This is a genomic window from Hallella seregens ATCC 51272 (assembly GCF_000518545.1).
Lineage (GTDB): Bacteria > Bacteroidota > Bacteroidia > Bacteroidales > Bacteroidaceae > Prevotella > Prevotella seregens.
Map to the genome: position 1 here is coordinate 62469 of NZ_JADU01000018.1, position 16595 is coordinate 79063.

8 protein-coding genes are annotated in these 16595 nt (G+C 52.0%); 4 read left to right on the forward strand and 4 right to left on the reverse strand.

The annotated features are described in order from the left end of the window. Window positions 1–12: 12 nt before the first annotated feature. Genes L888_RS0107365 through L888_RS0107380 form a run of 4 tightly spaced genes read left to right on the forward strand, consistent with a single transcriptional unit; the run spans window position 13 to window position 7859 of the window. Window positions 13–2682 carry a beta-mannosidase gene (locus L888_RS0107365; RefSeq protein WP_027952428.1) on the forward strand — a complete coding sequence of 890 codons (2670 nt, stop codon included), beginning with the start codon at window positions 13–15 and terminating at the stop codon, window positions 2680–2682. A 46-nt stretch (window positions 2683–2728) separates the two neighbouring features. After that, window positions 2729–5482 (forward strand): GH92 family glycosyl hydrolase, encoded by a 2754-nt coding sequence (locus L888_RS0107370; RefSeq protein WP_027952429.1) that lies wholly within the window; start codon window positions 2729–2731, stop codon window positions 5480–5482. Between the two features lie 4 nt (window positions 5483–5486). Beyond that, window positions 5487–6347: an SGNH/GDSL hydrolase family protein gene (locus L888_RS0107375; RefSeq protein WP_027952430.1), complete on the forward strand. Its 861-nt coding sequence runs from the start codon at window positions 5487–5489 to the stop codon at window positions 6345–6347. A gap of 30 nt (window positions 6348–6377) precedes the next feature. Continuing rightward, complete coding sequence (locus L888_RS0107380; RefSeq protein WP_027952431.1) at window positions 6378–7859, forward strand: glycoside hydrolase family 27 protein; 1482 nt, start codon at window positions 6378–6380, stop codon at window positions 7857–7859. A gap of 63 nt (window positions 7860–7922) precedes the next feature. On the opposite strand, the gene L888_RS0107385 is transcribed toward L888_RS0107380, so the two are convergent. The 4 genes from L888_RS0107385 to L888_RS0107405 all read right to left on the reverse strand — a co-directional run bounded on the left by L888_RS0107385 (window position 7923) and on the right by L888_RS0107405 (window position 16519). Next, window positions 7923–10112: a hypothetical protein gene (locus tag L888_RS0107385; RefSeq protein WP_044248921.1), complete on the reverse strand. Its 2190-nt coding sequence runs from the start codon at window positions 10110–10112 to the stop codon at window positions 7923–7925. A gap of 450 nt (window positions 10113–10562) precedes the next feature. Beyond that, a complete protein-coding gene (locus tag L888_RS0107395) occupies window positions 10563–12743 on the reverse strand; it encodes an alpha-galactosidase (protein ID WP_027952433.1) in 2181 nt (726 codons plus the stop codon). Between the two features lie 18 nt (window positions 12744–12761). Then, window positions 12762–14804: an FG-GAP repeat domain-containing protein gene (locus L888_RS0107400; RefSeq protein ID WP_084567351.1), complete on the reverse strand. Its 2043-nt coding sequence runs from the start codon at window positions 14802–14804 to the stop codon at window positions 12762–12764. Window positions 14805–14932: 128 nt separating this feature from the next. After that, window positions 14933–16519 carry a RagB/SusD family nutrient uptake outer membrane protein gene (locus L888_RS0107405; protein ID WP_169732672.1) on the reverse strand — a complete coding sequence of 529 codons (1587 nt, stop codon included), beginning with the start codon at window positions 16517–16519 and terminating at the stop codon, window positions 14933–14935. Window positions 16520–16595: the final 76 nt, after the last annotated feature.

Sequence of the window (16595 nt, forward strand, 5' to 3'; positions counted from 1 at the left end):
TTAATAACAATCATGAAATACTATAAGCTACTTTTGACAACAGCCTGTCTGATGGCTTCAATTGCTTCGGCAAACGCGTTTGTCCATGTCCGGCAACTCCATTCTGACTGGCATTTTCGTCAAGGAGACTCGGAAATATGGCATGAAGCCCAGGTTCCCGGCAATGTGCATCTTGACTTGATGCGTGCCCATATCATCGACGATCCTTTCTATCGTCTCAATGAACGCAGCGTACAGTGGGTAGACAAAGCCGACTGGATGTATGAGACCAATGTGGTTCCTACAGCCGAAGAACTACAGGCTCAAAATCAAGAAATAGTATTCAAGGGACTGGACACCTATGCTGACGTCTATCTCAACGGCCGTCTCCTGGTGCGTACCGACAACATGCACCGTGAGTGGCGTTGTGACGTGAAGGGCATCTTGCAAGAAGGAAACAACCGCTTTGAGGTGTATTTCCATTCGCCCATTCGCCGTAACATCCCTAAGTTCGATGCACTTCCCTATCGCCACAACACGGGCCCCGACCAGTCTTGGATAGGTGGTATCTTCGACAAGGTGATAAGTCCGTTCGCCCGTACGGCAAGCTACGAATATGGTTGGGACTGGGGCCCACGCCTCGTCACCTTTGGCATCTGGCGTTCTGTTCAGTTGGAAACATGGAATGGCGAGAAGATTGCTAACGTCTGGCACATACAAAACGAGGTGAACTCGCGGCGTGCCAAGCTGACCACTGTAGTAGAGGTGGAGTCGGACGAAGACGTGACAGCGGCTATTGTGGCCGTATCTGCCAATGACAAACAGTTGGCTTCACGTACTATATCGCTTGTCAAAGGACTCAATAAGATACGTCTCGATTATGCGATGGACCGTCCCCGTCTTTGGTGGACCAACGGGCTGGGCGAGGCTTATCTCTACAATTTCAAGACCACAATATCCACTGTCGGCAAGATAGTAGACAGTACTACCGACGAAATAGGCATACGCTCTTTGAAGCTCCACAACGACAAGGACAAGTATGGGCACAACCTTTACTTCGAGTTGAATGGCCAGCCGCTCTATGCCAAAGGCTCCAACATGGTGCCCAACGACAACTTTCTGAGCCGTTGCAATGATTCTGTGTACCATCGCGTGGTGCAAGATGCCAAAGCTGTCAACATGAATATCATTCGCGTATGGGGTGGCGGTGTCTACGAGGACGATGCTTTCTACCGTGAGTGCGACCGTAATGGCATCTTGGTATGGCAAGACTTCATGTTTGCTTGCTGTACTTATCCCGCAGACTCCGCCTTTTTGGCCAATGTCAAGGAGGAGGTGGTCTATCAGGTGCGCCGTCTGCGCAATCGTGCTTGCCTTGCCGTACTCGTTGGCAACAACGAATGTCAAGATGTATGGTATGGCTGGGGCAACAAGAAGAAGCAACTCGACGAAATGGGCTATGGCGAGGAAGTGGGCAAAATGCAACATGCCTTGTTCCATGAATTGCTGCCATCGGTGGTCAAGGAATACGCGCCTCAGATAAGCTATCGTCCTTCCAGCCCATACGCTTTCGAGAATATGCCGAGCGATGGAATCAACGGCGATGACCATTACTGGGGCGTATGGCATGGAGCAGAACCGTTTGAAGCCTATTACGACCATCGCGTTCGCTTCCAGAGCGAGTATGGCTTCCAGTCGTTCCCGGAATATGAATCAGTGCTCAAGTATGCTCCCTTTGACTACGACCACAACATTTATTCCGAGGTCATGATGGAACATCAGAAAGCCGGCACATACGCCAATCACCGTATCGAGGAGTACATGCGCCGTGACTATCATGTTCCTTCTGATTTCAAGAAGTTTCTGTATGTAAGTTTGTTGATGCAAGGCGACGGAGTGAAGACTGGCATGGAGGCTTATCGACGTGACCGTCCTTACTGCATGGGATCCATCGTATGGCAGCTCAATGACTGCTGGCCTGTGGCCTCATGGAGCAGCCGTGACTATTATGGACGTTGGAAAGCCCTGCACTATTTCACCAAGTATGCCTACGACGACATTCTCGTGGCACCTCGCGTCAAGGTCATTGGCGAGGGCAAGAAACAGGAGGGGAAGCAGGTGTCCAACTTGCCTACCGAGGCAGGCGGGCAACTCAGAGTGGCAGACAACGCCACATCGAGGAGCGACAAGGAGATAGAAATAAAACTCGTGAGCGACCGTCGCACTGTAGCCAAGGGTGAGCTGACGATACAGACCATGACGATGGATGGGCGCATAGTCCACAGCGAGAGGCGCACGGTGGTCATGCCGGCCAACACGGCCATCCATGTGGAAACCAAGCTGGTAAAGGATCTTCTGGGAGGTGAGCAGCCGGAAGATGTGATTTTCTATATCGCCTTTACCACAGGTGGTAAGACTTACTCCAACATTGCTTATGCCGTGAGCCAGAAAGACATGAACTATCGTCCTGCCCGCATGAAGACCGTCATTACCAAAGCAGCTGATGGTTACGATGTGAAGCTGTCTTCCGAGGTCTTCGCACGTGGTGTTTTCCTGTCGGTTAAGGGCATAGGCAACTTCTTCTCCGACAACTATTTCGACCTGCTTCCCAAGACCTCCCGCACCATTCATGTGCGTTGCGCCAAGGATTTGGATACTTTCAAGAAAGAATTGGAGATAATATCTTTGGTCGATACCTATTAGAGGAGGGACAGCAAGCAACTCATATTTTCCGAAACATATTGGCAATATGAACTTTTTAAGGTTAGTTTTAAGTTTCTCTATTCTGCCCATAGCAACCGTGATGGCTGCCATGGGGGACAACATTGCTCCTCAAGCTAAGGCAACGGCATCCTCTTTCGTCGATGCCTTTCATTCGCCTCAAAATGTGGTCGATGGAATTATCAGGGTAGCCGGCAAGGGTACCTGGGAGTCTAAAAGCCAAGAAACATTCTGGGGAGAGATCGATTTGCCTTGGATTCAGATGGATTGGAACAAGGAAGTTTGCATCAACAAGGTAGTGCTTTACGACTTGCCCTCGCCCAAGCGTAATATAGCAAGCGGCGTGCTACGTTTCAGTGATGGGTCTTTGGTGCGTGTGTTGGGCATTCCTGCCAATGGTGCCCCACGCACGGTGGAGTTTGCTTCACACAAAACCCGTTGGGTGCGCTTCGAGTCAACCGATGCGGAGGGCACCCAGTTGGGACTCTCCGAGATAGAAGTGTTTGAGGCTCCTGAGTCGCTAACCACTCCTTTGTCGTTAGTCAATCCCTATATAGAGACCACGCGTGGCCGCTATTTCTTTTTTGTCACAGGAGCGCAACCCTATGGCATGATAGGGGCAGCCCCTCTCACACGAAACAAAAACCAGTTTGGTGGTGGCTACAATTACAACTCCAACACGGTACTCGGCTTCCCTCAGATTCATGGCTGGATGCTGTCGGGGCTGGAGTTGATGCCGGCTTCCGGCAATATTGCCGCTAACCAAGGCGAGCAGTCCTGGCAGTCTTCTTTCAGCCAAGACGGCGAAATCGTGCAGCCCGGCTACCACCGTCTCTACCTTGACCGTTATCATGCGTGGGTGGAACAGACCGCTGCCGACCGTGCCAGCCTCTATTGCATTACTTATACAGAAGACACGAACGCCTCCCTCATTGTCAATCTGGGGGGCTATGTAGCCACTACAACCATGACCAACGCCCATGCCAGCAGAACGGGCAGCAATCAAATTTCAGGCTACTTTGATACTCGGGGCCGCCTCTGGGGAGGCCCTGACCGTGTGAGAATCTTCTTTGTTGTGGAGACTTCCAAGCCTATAGAGGGTATGGAGGGCTGGGAAGACGGTCAAGATGTGCAACGCATAGAGGTCATCGCTGCATCCGACAGTATCGTAAACCGAAACCAGGGCATGACCTACGCAGACGCTCCCTCATCGGGACTCATGGCGCGCTTTGACATGAAAGCCGGCGAGCAACTCTTGGTAAGATGCGCCATATCATATACCAGTCTTGACAATGCCATCGACAATCTTCGTAAGGAGTGCAATACATGGGACTTCGACTTGTTGCGCCAGCAGTCGCAAACAGAGTGGAACCACTGGCTCTCCCGTATTGAGGTAACGGGTGGAACAGTCGAACGGAGAGTCAAGTTATATACCGACCTATGGCATATACTCTTGGGCCGCCATAAGATAAACGATGCCAATGGCTCCTATCCCGACTATACAACATACGACCATACCGAAGGCAATACTTGCATCGGGGCCAGGTTACAGGTACGCCGCCTGGCCATGCTCAAGGATGGCAAGCCCAAGCACCACATTTATAACTCCGACTCGTTCTGGCTGTCGATGTGGAATCTCAATACCATTTGGGGCATCGCCTATCCGGAAGTGCTTGACGACTTTGCCGCATCCTTGGTTCAGATGAGCGTGAATGGCGGCTTGCTTCCTCGTGGCCCCAATGCCGGCGGCTATTCGTTTATTATGAGTGGATGCCCTGCAACATCGCTCATCACCTCGGCATATCAGCAGGATCTTACCCGCAAATGGTCTCCTCAGGTGGCTTTGCGCGAGATGGTGCGCAATCATGAGCCTGGAGGCATGATGGGACATGGAGTCGAAGACGGTTTTAAATATTACATGCAGCATGGCTATTGTCCAGACCGTGCAGGCATGACCATTCAGTGGGCTTTCGAGGACTACGCCCTTTCGCAGATGGCAAGCAGGATGGGGCGGAAAGCGCTGGCATCCCGTTTCCTTACCCGTTTGCATGGATGGGAGAAATGTTTTCATCCCGAAGTGTGCTTGGTGTTGCCCCGACGAGCCGATGGCTCTTGGTTGCACACCGACCCTCTCAATGGCTGGGGCTATGAGGAAACCAATGCTTGGCAAGCCACTTTCGGATTGTCGCACGATTTGCCACGACTCGCCGAATTGATGGGCGGAGCAGATTCGCTCTGTGCCAAGCTCAACGAGGCGTTTGAAAGGGGAGCGGCCTCTGATTTTGGTTCAGGCTATGGCAGCGGCTATGTCAATTATGCCAACCAGCCAGCTCTCTCCAATGCCCATGTCTTCGGCCATGTCGGCAAGCCTTGGCTCACACAGTATTGGGTACGCCGCGTAGCGGAGCAGGCTTACGGCGGCACGACTCCAGACCTGGGATATGGTGGATTCGATGAAGACCAGGGGCAGATGGGAGGCGTGAGTGCATTGATGTCAATAGGACTGTTTGCCATTGATGGGCTTTCATCTCGGCACCCCATGCTTGATATAACCAGCCCGCTGTTCGACAGTGTGACCATTCATCTCAACCCGGATTATTACAAAGGCAAGGTGTTTCGCATCGTTACCCATGGCAACAGCAGGGATAATTGCTACATACAACGCATGGAACTGAACGGCAAGCCTCACAATGCCTGTGCCATGCCTCATGCCGTCTTGACGGCAGGCGGCCAGTTGGACATCTGGCTGGGAAGCAAACCAAACAAGAACATCAACAGATAAGAACATGAAGAAAAGACAGATTATGGTTTCTGCGGCTTTCGTCCTGTTGACCTTTACACCCATGATGGTGCAGAAAGCCGGGGGGCGTACAGCCAAAGGTTCCAAGCCGAACAGCCAACAGATGATTCAACATCCATGGCAAGGGAAGCGGGTGGCTTACTTCGGCGACTCCATCACCGACCCAAACAACATGCCTTCGGCCACACTTTACTGGGGCTTCCTTCAGCAGTGGCTCGGCATCACGCCTTGGGTGTATGGGGTGAGTGGACGGGAGTGGAGCGATATTCCCCGCCAGGCCGACCAGCTCAAGGCCGACCACGGCGACTATGTAGACGCCATCCTCATCTTTTGTGGTACCAACGATTTCAACAACTCGGTGCCTGTCGGCGATTGGTACTACGAGACAGAAGATTCCGTTATGTCGGCAGTAGGCCGCCCGGCAGCGAAAGTGCTGCGCCGCCATCGTCATTTCTCCATGAACCCCGACACCTATCGTGGGCGTATCAACATAGCCTTGTCCAAACTCAAACAGATGTATCCCACCAAGCAGATAGTGCTGCTTACCCCTCTGCACCGGGCTTACTTCCATTACAGCAATACCAACATCCAGCCCGACGAGATGTTTGCCAATGGTGTGGGGCTGTATGTAGACAGCTATGTGCAAAGCATAAGAGAGGCCTCTGCCATTTGGTCGGTTCCTGTCATAGACCTCAATGCACAGAGCGGACTCTTCCCCTTGGCAGATGGTTGTGCACAATTCTTTCACAATGCAGACACAGACCGGCTCCATCCCAACGAGGCTGGGCACGCCCGGATAGCCAGGCTTTTGACGTATCAACTCGCTACCCTGCCTTGTACTTTCTGATTTCCCATCTTCTTAATTGAATATATCGATATGAAAAGAATACTTTATACGGCCCTGTTGCTGTTGCTGCCGCTCACGGCATCGGCCGTTCATGAACTGCGTTGTGCCAAAAGCGTGTTCTCGCAGCCCGGCGTGCGCTTCATGCAGAAAATAAGAACCACACACCCACAGGCTGTGGTCAGAGTGAGCGGTTTGCCTTTTGGACTGAAATGGAATGCCCAGCGCAACTTGGTGGAGGGCAAGGTGAAAAGCCCCGGTACATATACTTATGTGGCCACTTTGACAGAAAACGGGCAGGAAAGCCAAGAGCTCATTACGCTAACCGTGTCCGACAAGTTGGCCCTGCCCCTGCCGTTTATGGGCTGGCTCTCCTGGAACTCTGTTGAGGGTGATGTATCGGAGGCAATCGTCAAGCAAGTGGCCGACCTGTTCCACGCCAACGGACTCTATGAGGCAGGTTGGAACACCGTGATGATGGACGACTTGTGGCAGGCCCGCCAGCGTGCAGCCGATGGCAAGCCTCTGCCCGATCCCCAACGATTCCCCAGTGGCTTGCGCCATCTTGCCGACTATGTGCACGGAAAAGGCATGAAGTTCGGACTCTATACGGATGCTGCCGACAAGACCTGCGCCGGTGCCTTTGGTTCTTATGGCTATGAGAAGATAGATGCCGACCAATATGCCGAATGGCATGTTGATGTTGTGAAATGTGATTATTGTCATGCTCCTTTAGAGCAGGATTCTGCCATCGCGCGTTACAGCCGCATGGGCGAAGCCTTCAAGGCGGCCCGGCGGCCGCTTACGCTCTATCTCTGTGAGTGGGGTGGGAGGGAGCCATGGCTTTGGGGAGCAGAGGCCGGAGGGAGTTGCTGGCGCATCAGTCCCGACGTGCGTGACGGCTGGACCTGTGAGCCAGGTGGAGCGGGTGTCGTACAGAGTATCGACATCATGAAGAACATCGCAGAGTATTCCGGTGTCAACCGCTTCAATGATGCCGACATGCTCTGTGTGGGGTTGCATGGCAAGGGAAAGTCGTCCAACGACCTTTGCTTTGGCAAGCCCGGCATGACGCAAGACGAATATCGCACCCAATTTGCCCTTTGGTGCATGTGGTCTTCCCCGATGGCATTGTCGTTCGACCCGCGTGCCAACACATTGACCTCTGAAGACTTGGAGATCTTGAAGAACCGCCACCTTATTGCCCTCAACCAAGACAGAATGGGGCAACAGGCTGAACTGGTTTCAGAAGCGGACAGCCTGATTGTCTTTGCCAAGGACTTGGAAAATGGCGACGTGGCGGTGTCGGTCACCAATCTGGCTGACAGAGAGCAAAAGGCACGATTGGATTTGAGCAAGATCCCGGCCCTGTCGGCTTCCAAGCGTTACCATTGTTTGGATCTTTGGACGGGACAGCCCACGGCCGACGTAAAGGGCAGCTTCTCCATGCAGGTGCGTCCGCACGCTACGGCCGTGTTCCGCTTGGGGTTGCAATCATTGTTAAGATCTTTTTAGTCGTTTAATCATAAGTTAAAGGTCGTAGGAAACCATGAGTCAAACTTGTAAACAGTCTGCCACTTAACTGTTTATCATCAAGTAGAATGCAAGAGCCCAGTCCTGGTCGTTGGCAAAGGCATCGGCGAAGTGGGCCCTCTCGCCATTGACGCGCCTCGGGTAGACGAAGGCGCAGCTGGCGCTTCCGTCCTCGAAGACATTGCAGAGGTTGTTGCGCACGATTTCCTTCGCCCTCTCCATGTAGTCCTGCCTGCCGCTTGCCAAGGCGTAATAATAGTAGACATTGGCATTGATGCAGCTCCAGTAGTGCGGGAACGTATCGCCGAACACCTGGCGTTTGCCAAACCAGTAGCAGTCCCAGTGGCGGATGGGAATCTCGTTGAGGCGGTAGTCCGGCTGGCTGCCGCACAGGTTTTCCACCACGGGCATCATCCGTTTGGCGGCATTGAGGTACAGGCTGTCCCTGGTTTGGAGATAGAGCTCCAAAAGAAACTGCGCGGCAGGGGCTACAATGGATTGCTCAAAGTTGACTTCCGACTTGGGGAAGTTGAGGCCGTTGCTCATAAAAGTGTCGGCCGTCCTTGAATAATCAATGAGCAAATCGTTGTATTCCGTCTGCATTCCCGCCTCCTTGAGCACTTTCAGGCTGAGCGTCACGGGGATGTCGATGCAATAAAAACCGTATCCGGTATGCCGATAGAGCGCCTGCATCGTTTGGTATCCATCGACGGCATATTGGCGGTTCTTAGTCACTTCGTACATGTGGAAGAAGAAATCCGCCGCCCACGCATAGTTGTAGCCACGGTTCCATCCGTCCTTGGACACCCTCGAGTAGGTGGTGTAGTCGTCGCGCTGCAGCTTCTCACGGAAGAACCTGGCATAACGGACAAGCGATTGCTTCAACCTCTCGTCAGGATGCCGGAGGTACCATTTCGCCAGCATCACGCCCATGCCGACCCGCTCGCGCCCCTCGTCGCAGTCATAGCTCTTGCGTCCGTCGTCGTTCTTGTAGATGGAACGGGTCTCATTGTCATATACCATGTAGGCGCCATTGCGGGGGTCTGCGGTGTCGTTCATTTGCTGATGGTCGAGGATAAACCGCACGCGACTGCCTATCAGCCCCTCGTAACTGCCGGTCACGAGAATGGTGGCATGGGTCTTTCCCTCCTTGTTGTATACAAGGTCGATGCGCCGCTCGCCCGGCTCGCCGGCAGTGAAGCAGGCGTAGTGGCCCCGCGCGTCCTTGCCCGTCCTGACGGCTTCGGGCCGGGATCCGCCCTGCATGCCGTTGCCGCCGCCGACGTTTCCATTCTTCATGTCAACCCTCGTGACCGTGGCGGAGAGCGACTTGAGCCTGTCCTTTTCCAAATATACTTTTACTTCCTCTCCTTGCTGGTAGACATACTTGTCGCTTTTGGCGATGGCGCCGCCGGCGGCAAGTAGCTTCTTGAAGAAGTCTTCCTTCCCGTTGTGCCCGAACACCTTCCATGCCACGGCATAGGATTTGCCAGGATCCAGGCTCATGTCGGGCAAGTTCATGGCGAAGACCCCACGGAAGTTTGAGTTTGCGTTTTCCCTCTTGCGCTCCCACACCTCGTAGTCGGGCAGCGAACCCTTCAAGAGCATCAGCCCCACGTTTCCGCCGCCCACCACGACAGGGGAGTCCTTTCGGCCCTTGGCGGGCATCACGCCCTTGTCCCCCATGCGCACGGCACAAGCGTAGGCCGCGTTGTCGCCGGCCCAAACATGCACGTTGCACCGGTTGGTCATGCAGGTGGGGGCATCGGGATAGTTGTCGTTCCATGGCGTGTAGATGCCCCAGTCCGTGATGCGGGCCGGGGCCTTGCCCACATTCTTGAAAGCGTATTCCTCGTAGAGCTCGCCATTCTGCAAGGTGCGGGTTACGGCAATGGCGATGTTGCCGGCCCGATAGGCCAGCCTGCAACTTGAAGTTCTCTTGCCGGTTTTGTCTTTTGAGCCTGAAAACTCTTTCCTGCCGACAGGATTTTTCCACTCCATCTGTTTGCCGTCCACGGTCAGGAAGCCCAGTCCCCAGCCATACTTGCTTGTCACCCACTTGTATTGTTGGCCGTCGGGAGACAGCACCCAGTTCATTTGATGGGCATCATTGGGAATGGTAAGTTGAGAGATGGCCCCAGTGGAGGCGTCGGTATGGAAAGTTATGCCTTGTGCAAAACCTATTGCGGCGTTTGCAGCCATGAGGCAGACGATGGCTGACAGTCTTTTTTTCATTTGCTTTGTTTAGGGTCGATTGATGGGAATGGTTGCAACTTTATAGTGCTTCAACATAAAGAATTACAAACCGTCGCCACGATGATTGCCGAGGACAAAGTTAAGAAAATATTTAGTATGGCAGATGATTCCTGTATGTTTTTTGATGCAATGATGCCAAAACACGCCGTAATCGCTTGAAAAACACGCCGTAATCGTCGTTCGTTTAGCCCTTATTCACAACGCCAACAGCCGTTTAACGCATCGCGATTACCCCGTCGAGAATTGCGACGGGCCAAGCGCATGCAGCCGCCATGACCGCTGATATGGCTGCGTTGCAAGCCAGAGATGAGATGCGTTGCCATCGGCCATAAGCAAGAAAAGCCACGTCACGTAGCTTGTGTACGGCTCGCGGCGTGGCTTGTCATGATAGAGTATAACTTAAAACTATGGATGATGGCAGGACGGAGACTATTCCCTGGTCACTTCGATGATGTGGCTCACCATGTCGTTGCTCGACAAAACCTTGATGCCCATTTTCATCAAATAGTCACCGGTATATACCTTATTGTCGGACGGCAGCCATGAGCCGTGGCCCGGCATCATGCTGATTTCCTTGACACGGTACCTGGCATTGGCATCCAAGCCTTGGAGCTTGGTAGGCAAGATGTTTTCATTGTACCGGGGATGGATGTCGTAGGCCAATACCACGGCATGGCTCTTGTCTTCGCTCACACGCTGCAATACGCAGTGGTTGCCCTCGTAAGGAGATACCAGGCGATAAAGCTCCGGACTGTAGAGCACGGGCTTCAGGCGATTGTACTCCTTGATGGCTTGCTGGCAATACTCCTTCTCGTCGGCACTCAGCTTCTTGATCCCGATGTCGAAGCCCAATTTGCAGGCAAAAGCTACATCGATCCGGAACTTGATGCTGGCCCTGCCATTCCATTCGGTGACATGGGCACACATGGCCTTGGCTGGCATGAAGTGGGAGTAGCCCCACTGGATGAACAAGCGTTCTACCGGGTCGGTATTGTCGCTGCACCAGTATTCGGTGAAATATTTTAACGCCTCGTAATCGCACCGGCCGCCGCCACCCGAGCAAAGCATCATGTGTAACTCGGGGTATTGCGTGTGGATGCGGTCGAGCACTTTGTAGAATCCGCGCACATAGTCGTAGTAGAGGTTGCCCTGGTGCTGCTTCTCGTAATAAGAGTAGATGTTGGTGATGGGGCTGTTGCAGTCCCATTTGAAAAACTTCAGCCTGGGATTCTCTTTCATCAGCTTGTCGATGATGCGGTAAACATAGTCTTGCACCTGCGGATTGGTCAGGTCAAGCACCAACTGATTACGGAAATAAAAGGTGTCGCGGTTGGGCAGCTTCAGTATCCAGTCGGGGTGCTTCTCTGCCAATTCGCTCTTGGGATTAACCATCTCGGGTTCTATCCACAGTCCAAACTCCACCCCGTTGTCGTTGGAAGTCTTGACGAGATAGGGTATGCCATGGGGCAATTTGTCTTTGGTGACATCCCAGTCGCCGAGTCCCGCGTTGTCGCTTTGACGTGGATATTTGTTGCCAAACCAGCCGTCGTCGAGCAGGAACATGTCTACGCCTAAGTCCTTGGCCTCGAGAATCAGTTCGGTGAGCTTGTCTTCGTTGAAATCGAAGTAAGTGTTTTCCCAGTTGTTGAGCAGGACAAGACGGTCTTCCTTGCCTTTGTACAATTGATGGTTGAGAGCCCAGCGCTGGAAGTTGCGGCTGCCCTCTCCCACGCCGTTCTGGCTAAGAGTGAAGTAGAAGTCGGGTGTGCGGAAAGTCTGTCCCCTCTTGAGCGCATAGGCAGAGGCATCCGGATTGATGCCGCTGACAATGCGAAGGGCATTGTTGTGGTCAACCTCGAAAGTAAAACGGAAGTTGCCCGTCCAGCCGATGGTACCCATAATGACACGGCCTTCGTTCTCGCGCACCTTGCCGCCCAAGCCTACTTCAAAGAAAGGTTGGGCAAACATATTGGTGCGAGTGCCAAGCCGTGTGTCGACAATCTTGCGACCATAATTGAGCTGGCTTTCCTGCATCTGCATCTCCTTGGCCCAGTCGCTTCCAAACTCGTTGAGGAAATATTGGCTGTCTTCGAGATAAAGCATTGACGAAGCATAGCGGCTGATGGTTACATCGCCTTTCTCTTGATGGGAAATTTCGCTCCATTGACTGATGATGTCCTCATGGGGATAAGCCATATAGTGCAAGGTTATACTGACCGGATATAGCTTGTCTTTTAGGTGGATGATGGTTTCTGTTCCACCTTTTGTTTGCTTTTGCTCGTGGGAAACATAGCTGAGCACGGAGGTGGGATTGCCATCGGCATGGCGAATTTCAAAAGCCGGTTCGTAGTAATCTTCCGTGCCCATGACGGGATATGCCTCGAATCCCTTGATGCTCGAACTGGATGGCTTGACATAAGGCATGCCCAAGTCGTCAAGGTTGGTGTCGGCAGAAAGGCGGGGCCCAAGGTAAGTTTGGTAGAGACGGCCGTCGTCCTTGACTTGCAGGACAAGCTGTGTGCTGTTGGTCGTGATCGAAATGTTAGAGTGTGCCAGCATCAATACTGGCACACTCAACAAGGTTGCCAACGTGAAAAAAGTTTTCTTCATGTTGAGTGGTCTTTGTTTTTAACGAACAAAAACTTTCGTTGTCTTGTTGCCGGTCTTGACAAGGTACAAGCCTGTGCCCTTGACGGCAATAATCTTGTTGGAAACTCCCTCTGCAACAAGCTGCCCGGCAGCGTTGTATATGGCAACTGCAACATGGCCTTCACCCTCAGCCAAGATGCCACCATTGACGGCATGGGCCTTGATGTAGGATGGATTGTCGTTTACATGTCCAATGCCTGTTGACACATGGTCGGCCTTAGCAAACTTGCTGCACACGGCGTCTGGGTTAACGGCAGAGACGCCTATTTCGTAATCTGCATCCGGTATGGTGATGCTATAAGACATTTGGGTTGGATCCTCGCTGCGAAGAGCGGTCTGCATGTCCTGAATGGTCTTCAAAGCGCCAGTCTCGATGTCGGCAGGAAGAATCATGGAAATCCAGCCCGTCGCCTTGTTCCTGACATATACATTGTAGGCGGTTCCCAGATTATTTTCGTTTCCAGCCCATGTAATGGTGAGTTGTCCGTTAGCATAGGAAGCCGCTACATTCGTAGGTTCGGCAGGAGTTGCAGCGTCTGCCTCTTCTGTATTCTTGAAGAGATTGGCGGCAGTGCCCGAATACTCGCCTGTAGCAAAGAGGTCCACGGAAGTCTTGCTTGTCAGATGTCCTAACTCAAACCCTCCATTATAGAACAGGTCGGGAAGTGCTCCTTTGTCCTTGAGAGCAAAGGAACCGTCTGCATTCTGGAAGAGAACACGGACGCCCCAGTTGTTCACGCCATTGGTGTCGGACCATCCCGTAGAGATAATATCAACAAGTCCATCATGGTTGAGGTCGCAAACGCGTACCTGTGCCTCGGCTGCCCCATAGAGTCCGTTGCCTTCTACAGCAGAAGATCGGGTGAAATTGAACTGGCCGTCGCCATTATTGAGATAGATGTCGGCATGTTTGTTTGCACCTCCATTTGAAGTTCCAAAAGCCACGAAGTCCATATTGCCGTCATTGTTGATGTCGGCCATAATCAGTTCAGCCTCCTGCAATCCTATAAAGTTCTTGTCGGCGAGGTCTACTTCAGAGAAAGTGCCGTCACCATTGTTTTTGTAGATGGTCATATTGGCACCGCCGTTGTCGCCGTCGGCCCAGCCTGTAGCTACAATGTCGAGCCAGCCATCACCATTGAGGTCGCCCATGATTACGGCTCCATGTGACAACGGGCGCATGATTTTCTTGGGGGTGGCCACTACGTCGTCACCAACAAGTTCCATGTCGAAAAGTCCTTGTGGGGTGGGGTTCTTTTCGTAGGGAATAGGCTCGAATACCTTTTGCTCCGTGAAAGTCCCATCACCATTGTTCTTGTAAAGAGCCAACTTTCGCTCGCCTTTCTCCTCGTCGCCATCCATGTACTTATGGTAGATTTGCATGACTATGTCCGAGTAGCCGTCGTGATTATAGTCGCCGATGGAGATGGAAGACTTGCTGCCGTTGCCGGCCCAGTCGTTGAATTCATTGACTCCTTGAGCCAATCCGGTATTAGATGCGATGGAGAATTGATAATGAGCATCGGCTCCGCCGTTCTTATATAATAAGGTGTAGCATCCGCCGTTGACCCCCTCATTGATGCTTAAGCCGTCTCCGCTCTTGCCATTTGAGATAAAGTCGAGGTTCCCATCGTTGTTGAAGTCTATCCAACGTGTGGTATTCCAAATCGTAGGAGGAAGTCCGAAAGCCTTGAATGTCCCATCAGGATTCATGCCTGCCTCGTGGGTTGTCGAGGCATAGCCGGTGAATGTGCCGTCACCTTTGTTGATAAACACCATGCCCATGGGATGCCATGAGTCAACTTGCCATACATTGTCGAGCCCGGAATAGTGTTCACCACCATAATAGATGTCCATCAAGCCGTCGTTGTTGATGTCGGCAATGGCCGGGGTTGCCCTGTGCGTATGCAGGAAAGCATCCTCCGCCACTTTCTCAAATACTTGTGCATGGGCCGCTGCGCCCATTGCCAACAATGCAGTGGAAAACAACGACTTGGTCAATAAAGCGTTAAAATGTTTCATAAATCCAAAGGTTTTAAATTGTTATGCTGTTTCTTATGGTTGCAAATTTAGGAGCTTTGTGGCACATTCTTGCTATACAAATGTGCCGAATAATAGCAGGAATGTGCCGTATTGCCCCTTGGGTGCGTTTATTTAACCCACCAATTATCAATATCTTCTAATTTTTGACGAAGAGCTTCACCCACGGATGGCTTCATTGCCACTTTTCCTACCATCAGCCGAGGATGGTTGGAGCGATGATGAGAGATGCGCAACAGGTCGAAGAAACGATTCCCCTCAAAGCAGGTCTCTGCCGCCATCTCTTGCAAAATACAGTTTTCTACGTATTCAATGCTGTCGGATAGGGTCGCGATCTTGGGAATGACGTACAACTTGGTGTCGAACTGCACGCCCAATCCACACCCACGGGCAGAGACTCCCCTGTTGCCATCAAACTTGGACGACTTGAAATTGATGTAGGCTGGCAAGTTCTTTACTTCATTGCTATCCACTTTCAAGGTGTCGCTGATGGTTTTGTCGTTGAGTCCATACTTCAATGCGGCAAAGGCGATGGAAGGTTTTCCCAATCGGTTGATGGCCTCTGCATAACGAAGATACAACATGCTGGGACGGCAGATGGCCAAAGAAGTGAGCGGACGATGGGTCAGCAGGTCGCTTTCGGAACCATTCAAGTTGTTGTAATATTTGGTGATGAGGGTCTTTTGTGTAGCTTCTCCCATGGTGACAGGACCGTATGCAGCGGGCAATATCTTGCCGCTGTTCAGTTCGACACAGCCCCGTAAGTCGCCAATGAAGTAGCGAGAAATAGCTGTGTTGTTGGTCGTATGAAAATAATTGCGCCTGGCCATATCGTTGACAAACTGGCTGGCTGGCAGCAAGCAGGGCTTGTCGCTGTATGTGAGGTGTCGTATCTGACTATGGAAGCTACGCAAATCGCTGTCAAAAACCAACCGGGTGATGATGTCATACTTGTAGGCGGCGTTGTTCGACAGGTTGGCATCGCTTCTTGTGTCTGATGTGTAATAGTTGGCATAGTTGGTGCCAATTGTCATGTTGCGCTCATTGATTAAACCGTAATAACTTTGGGCTGCTTTCTCATAATTGTTGTTATAGAGATACAAGTCGCCCAATAGCATTTTGGTAGGAATGAAGAATTCGGAGGAATTCCAGCCATCCACACTTCCATAGCTGAGTGGACGTTCGTTGGCGTATGGCTCCAAGTCAGTTATCAATGTGGCGGTGAGCTCGTCAAGGCCCATGGTCTTGTAACTGCCCTCTAATGCGCCAATGTTAGTGAGCGGCTTGGTGAAGTAATTTACCTTGCCAAAGATGAGTGCCATCTGTAGGTAGGTCCAGGCTCTGATCGTTTTGATCTGGGCATATTCCGGCTTCATCACTTGGGTGATTCCCTCCACGATGGCGGTGTCCATTCGCTCAATGGCATAGTTGCAGTTGTTGATGATGGTATAGAAGTCTCTTTTATCAGCATATTTGTTACTGCTGCTTGTCTCAAAGTTTTCTATCTCTTTCAAGTCAGTGGTTGCAAAAGTTGGGTCTGTGGTCATCAAGTCGGCTCTCAGCTCTCCCATGATGATGCAGCGGTCTGCCACAGCCTGTGCTTTTGCCAAAATTCCTATTAAGGAGTAAATGGTATCGTTGGCATTGTCGAGACGGTTGTCTTCCTCAAAAGCCACGCGGCTAGAGTTGATGTCCATCATGTCACTGCAAGATGTGTTGCCGAGAGCCATGACTCCCAATAACATCATGATCTTGATACTTTTCATTATAGTA

Coding starts and splice junctions, on each gene's coding strand:
- L888_RS0107365 (WP_027952428.1), top strand. CDS start 13: ATGAAATACTATAAGCTACTTTTGACAACAGCCTGTCTGATGGCTTCA.
- L888_RS0107370 (WP_027952429.1), top strand. CDS start 2,729: ATGAACTTTTTAAGGTTAGTTTTAAGTTTCTCTATTCTGCCCATAGCA.
- L888_RS0107375 (WP_027952430.1), top strand. CDS start 5,487: ATGAAGAAAAGACAGATTATGGTTTCTGCGGCTTTCGTCCTGTTGACC.
- L888_RS0107380 (WP_027952431.1), top strand. CDS start 6,378: ATGAAAAGAATACTTTATACGGCCCTGTTGCTGTTGCTGCCGCTCACG.
- L888_RS0107385 (WP_044248921.1), bottom strand. CDS start 10,112: ATGAAAAAAAGACTGTCAGCCATCGTCTGCCTCATGGCTGCAAACGCC.
- L888_RS0107395 (WP_027952433.1), bottom strand. CDS start 12,743: ATGAAGAAAACTTTTTTCACGTTGGCAACCTTGTTGAGTGTGCCAGTA.
- L888_RS0107400 (WP_084567351.1), bottom strand. CDS start 14,804: ATGAAACATTTTAACGCTTTATTGACCAAGTCGTTGTTTTCCACTGCA.
- L888_RS0107405 (WP_169732672.1), bottom strand. CDS start 16,519: ATGGACATCAACTCTAGCCGCGTGGCTTTTGAGGAAGACAACCGTCTC.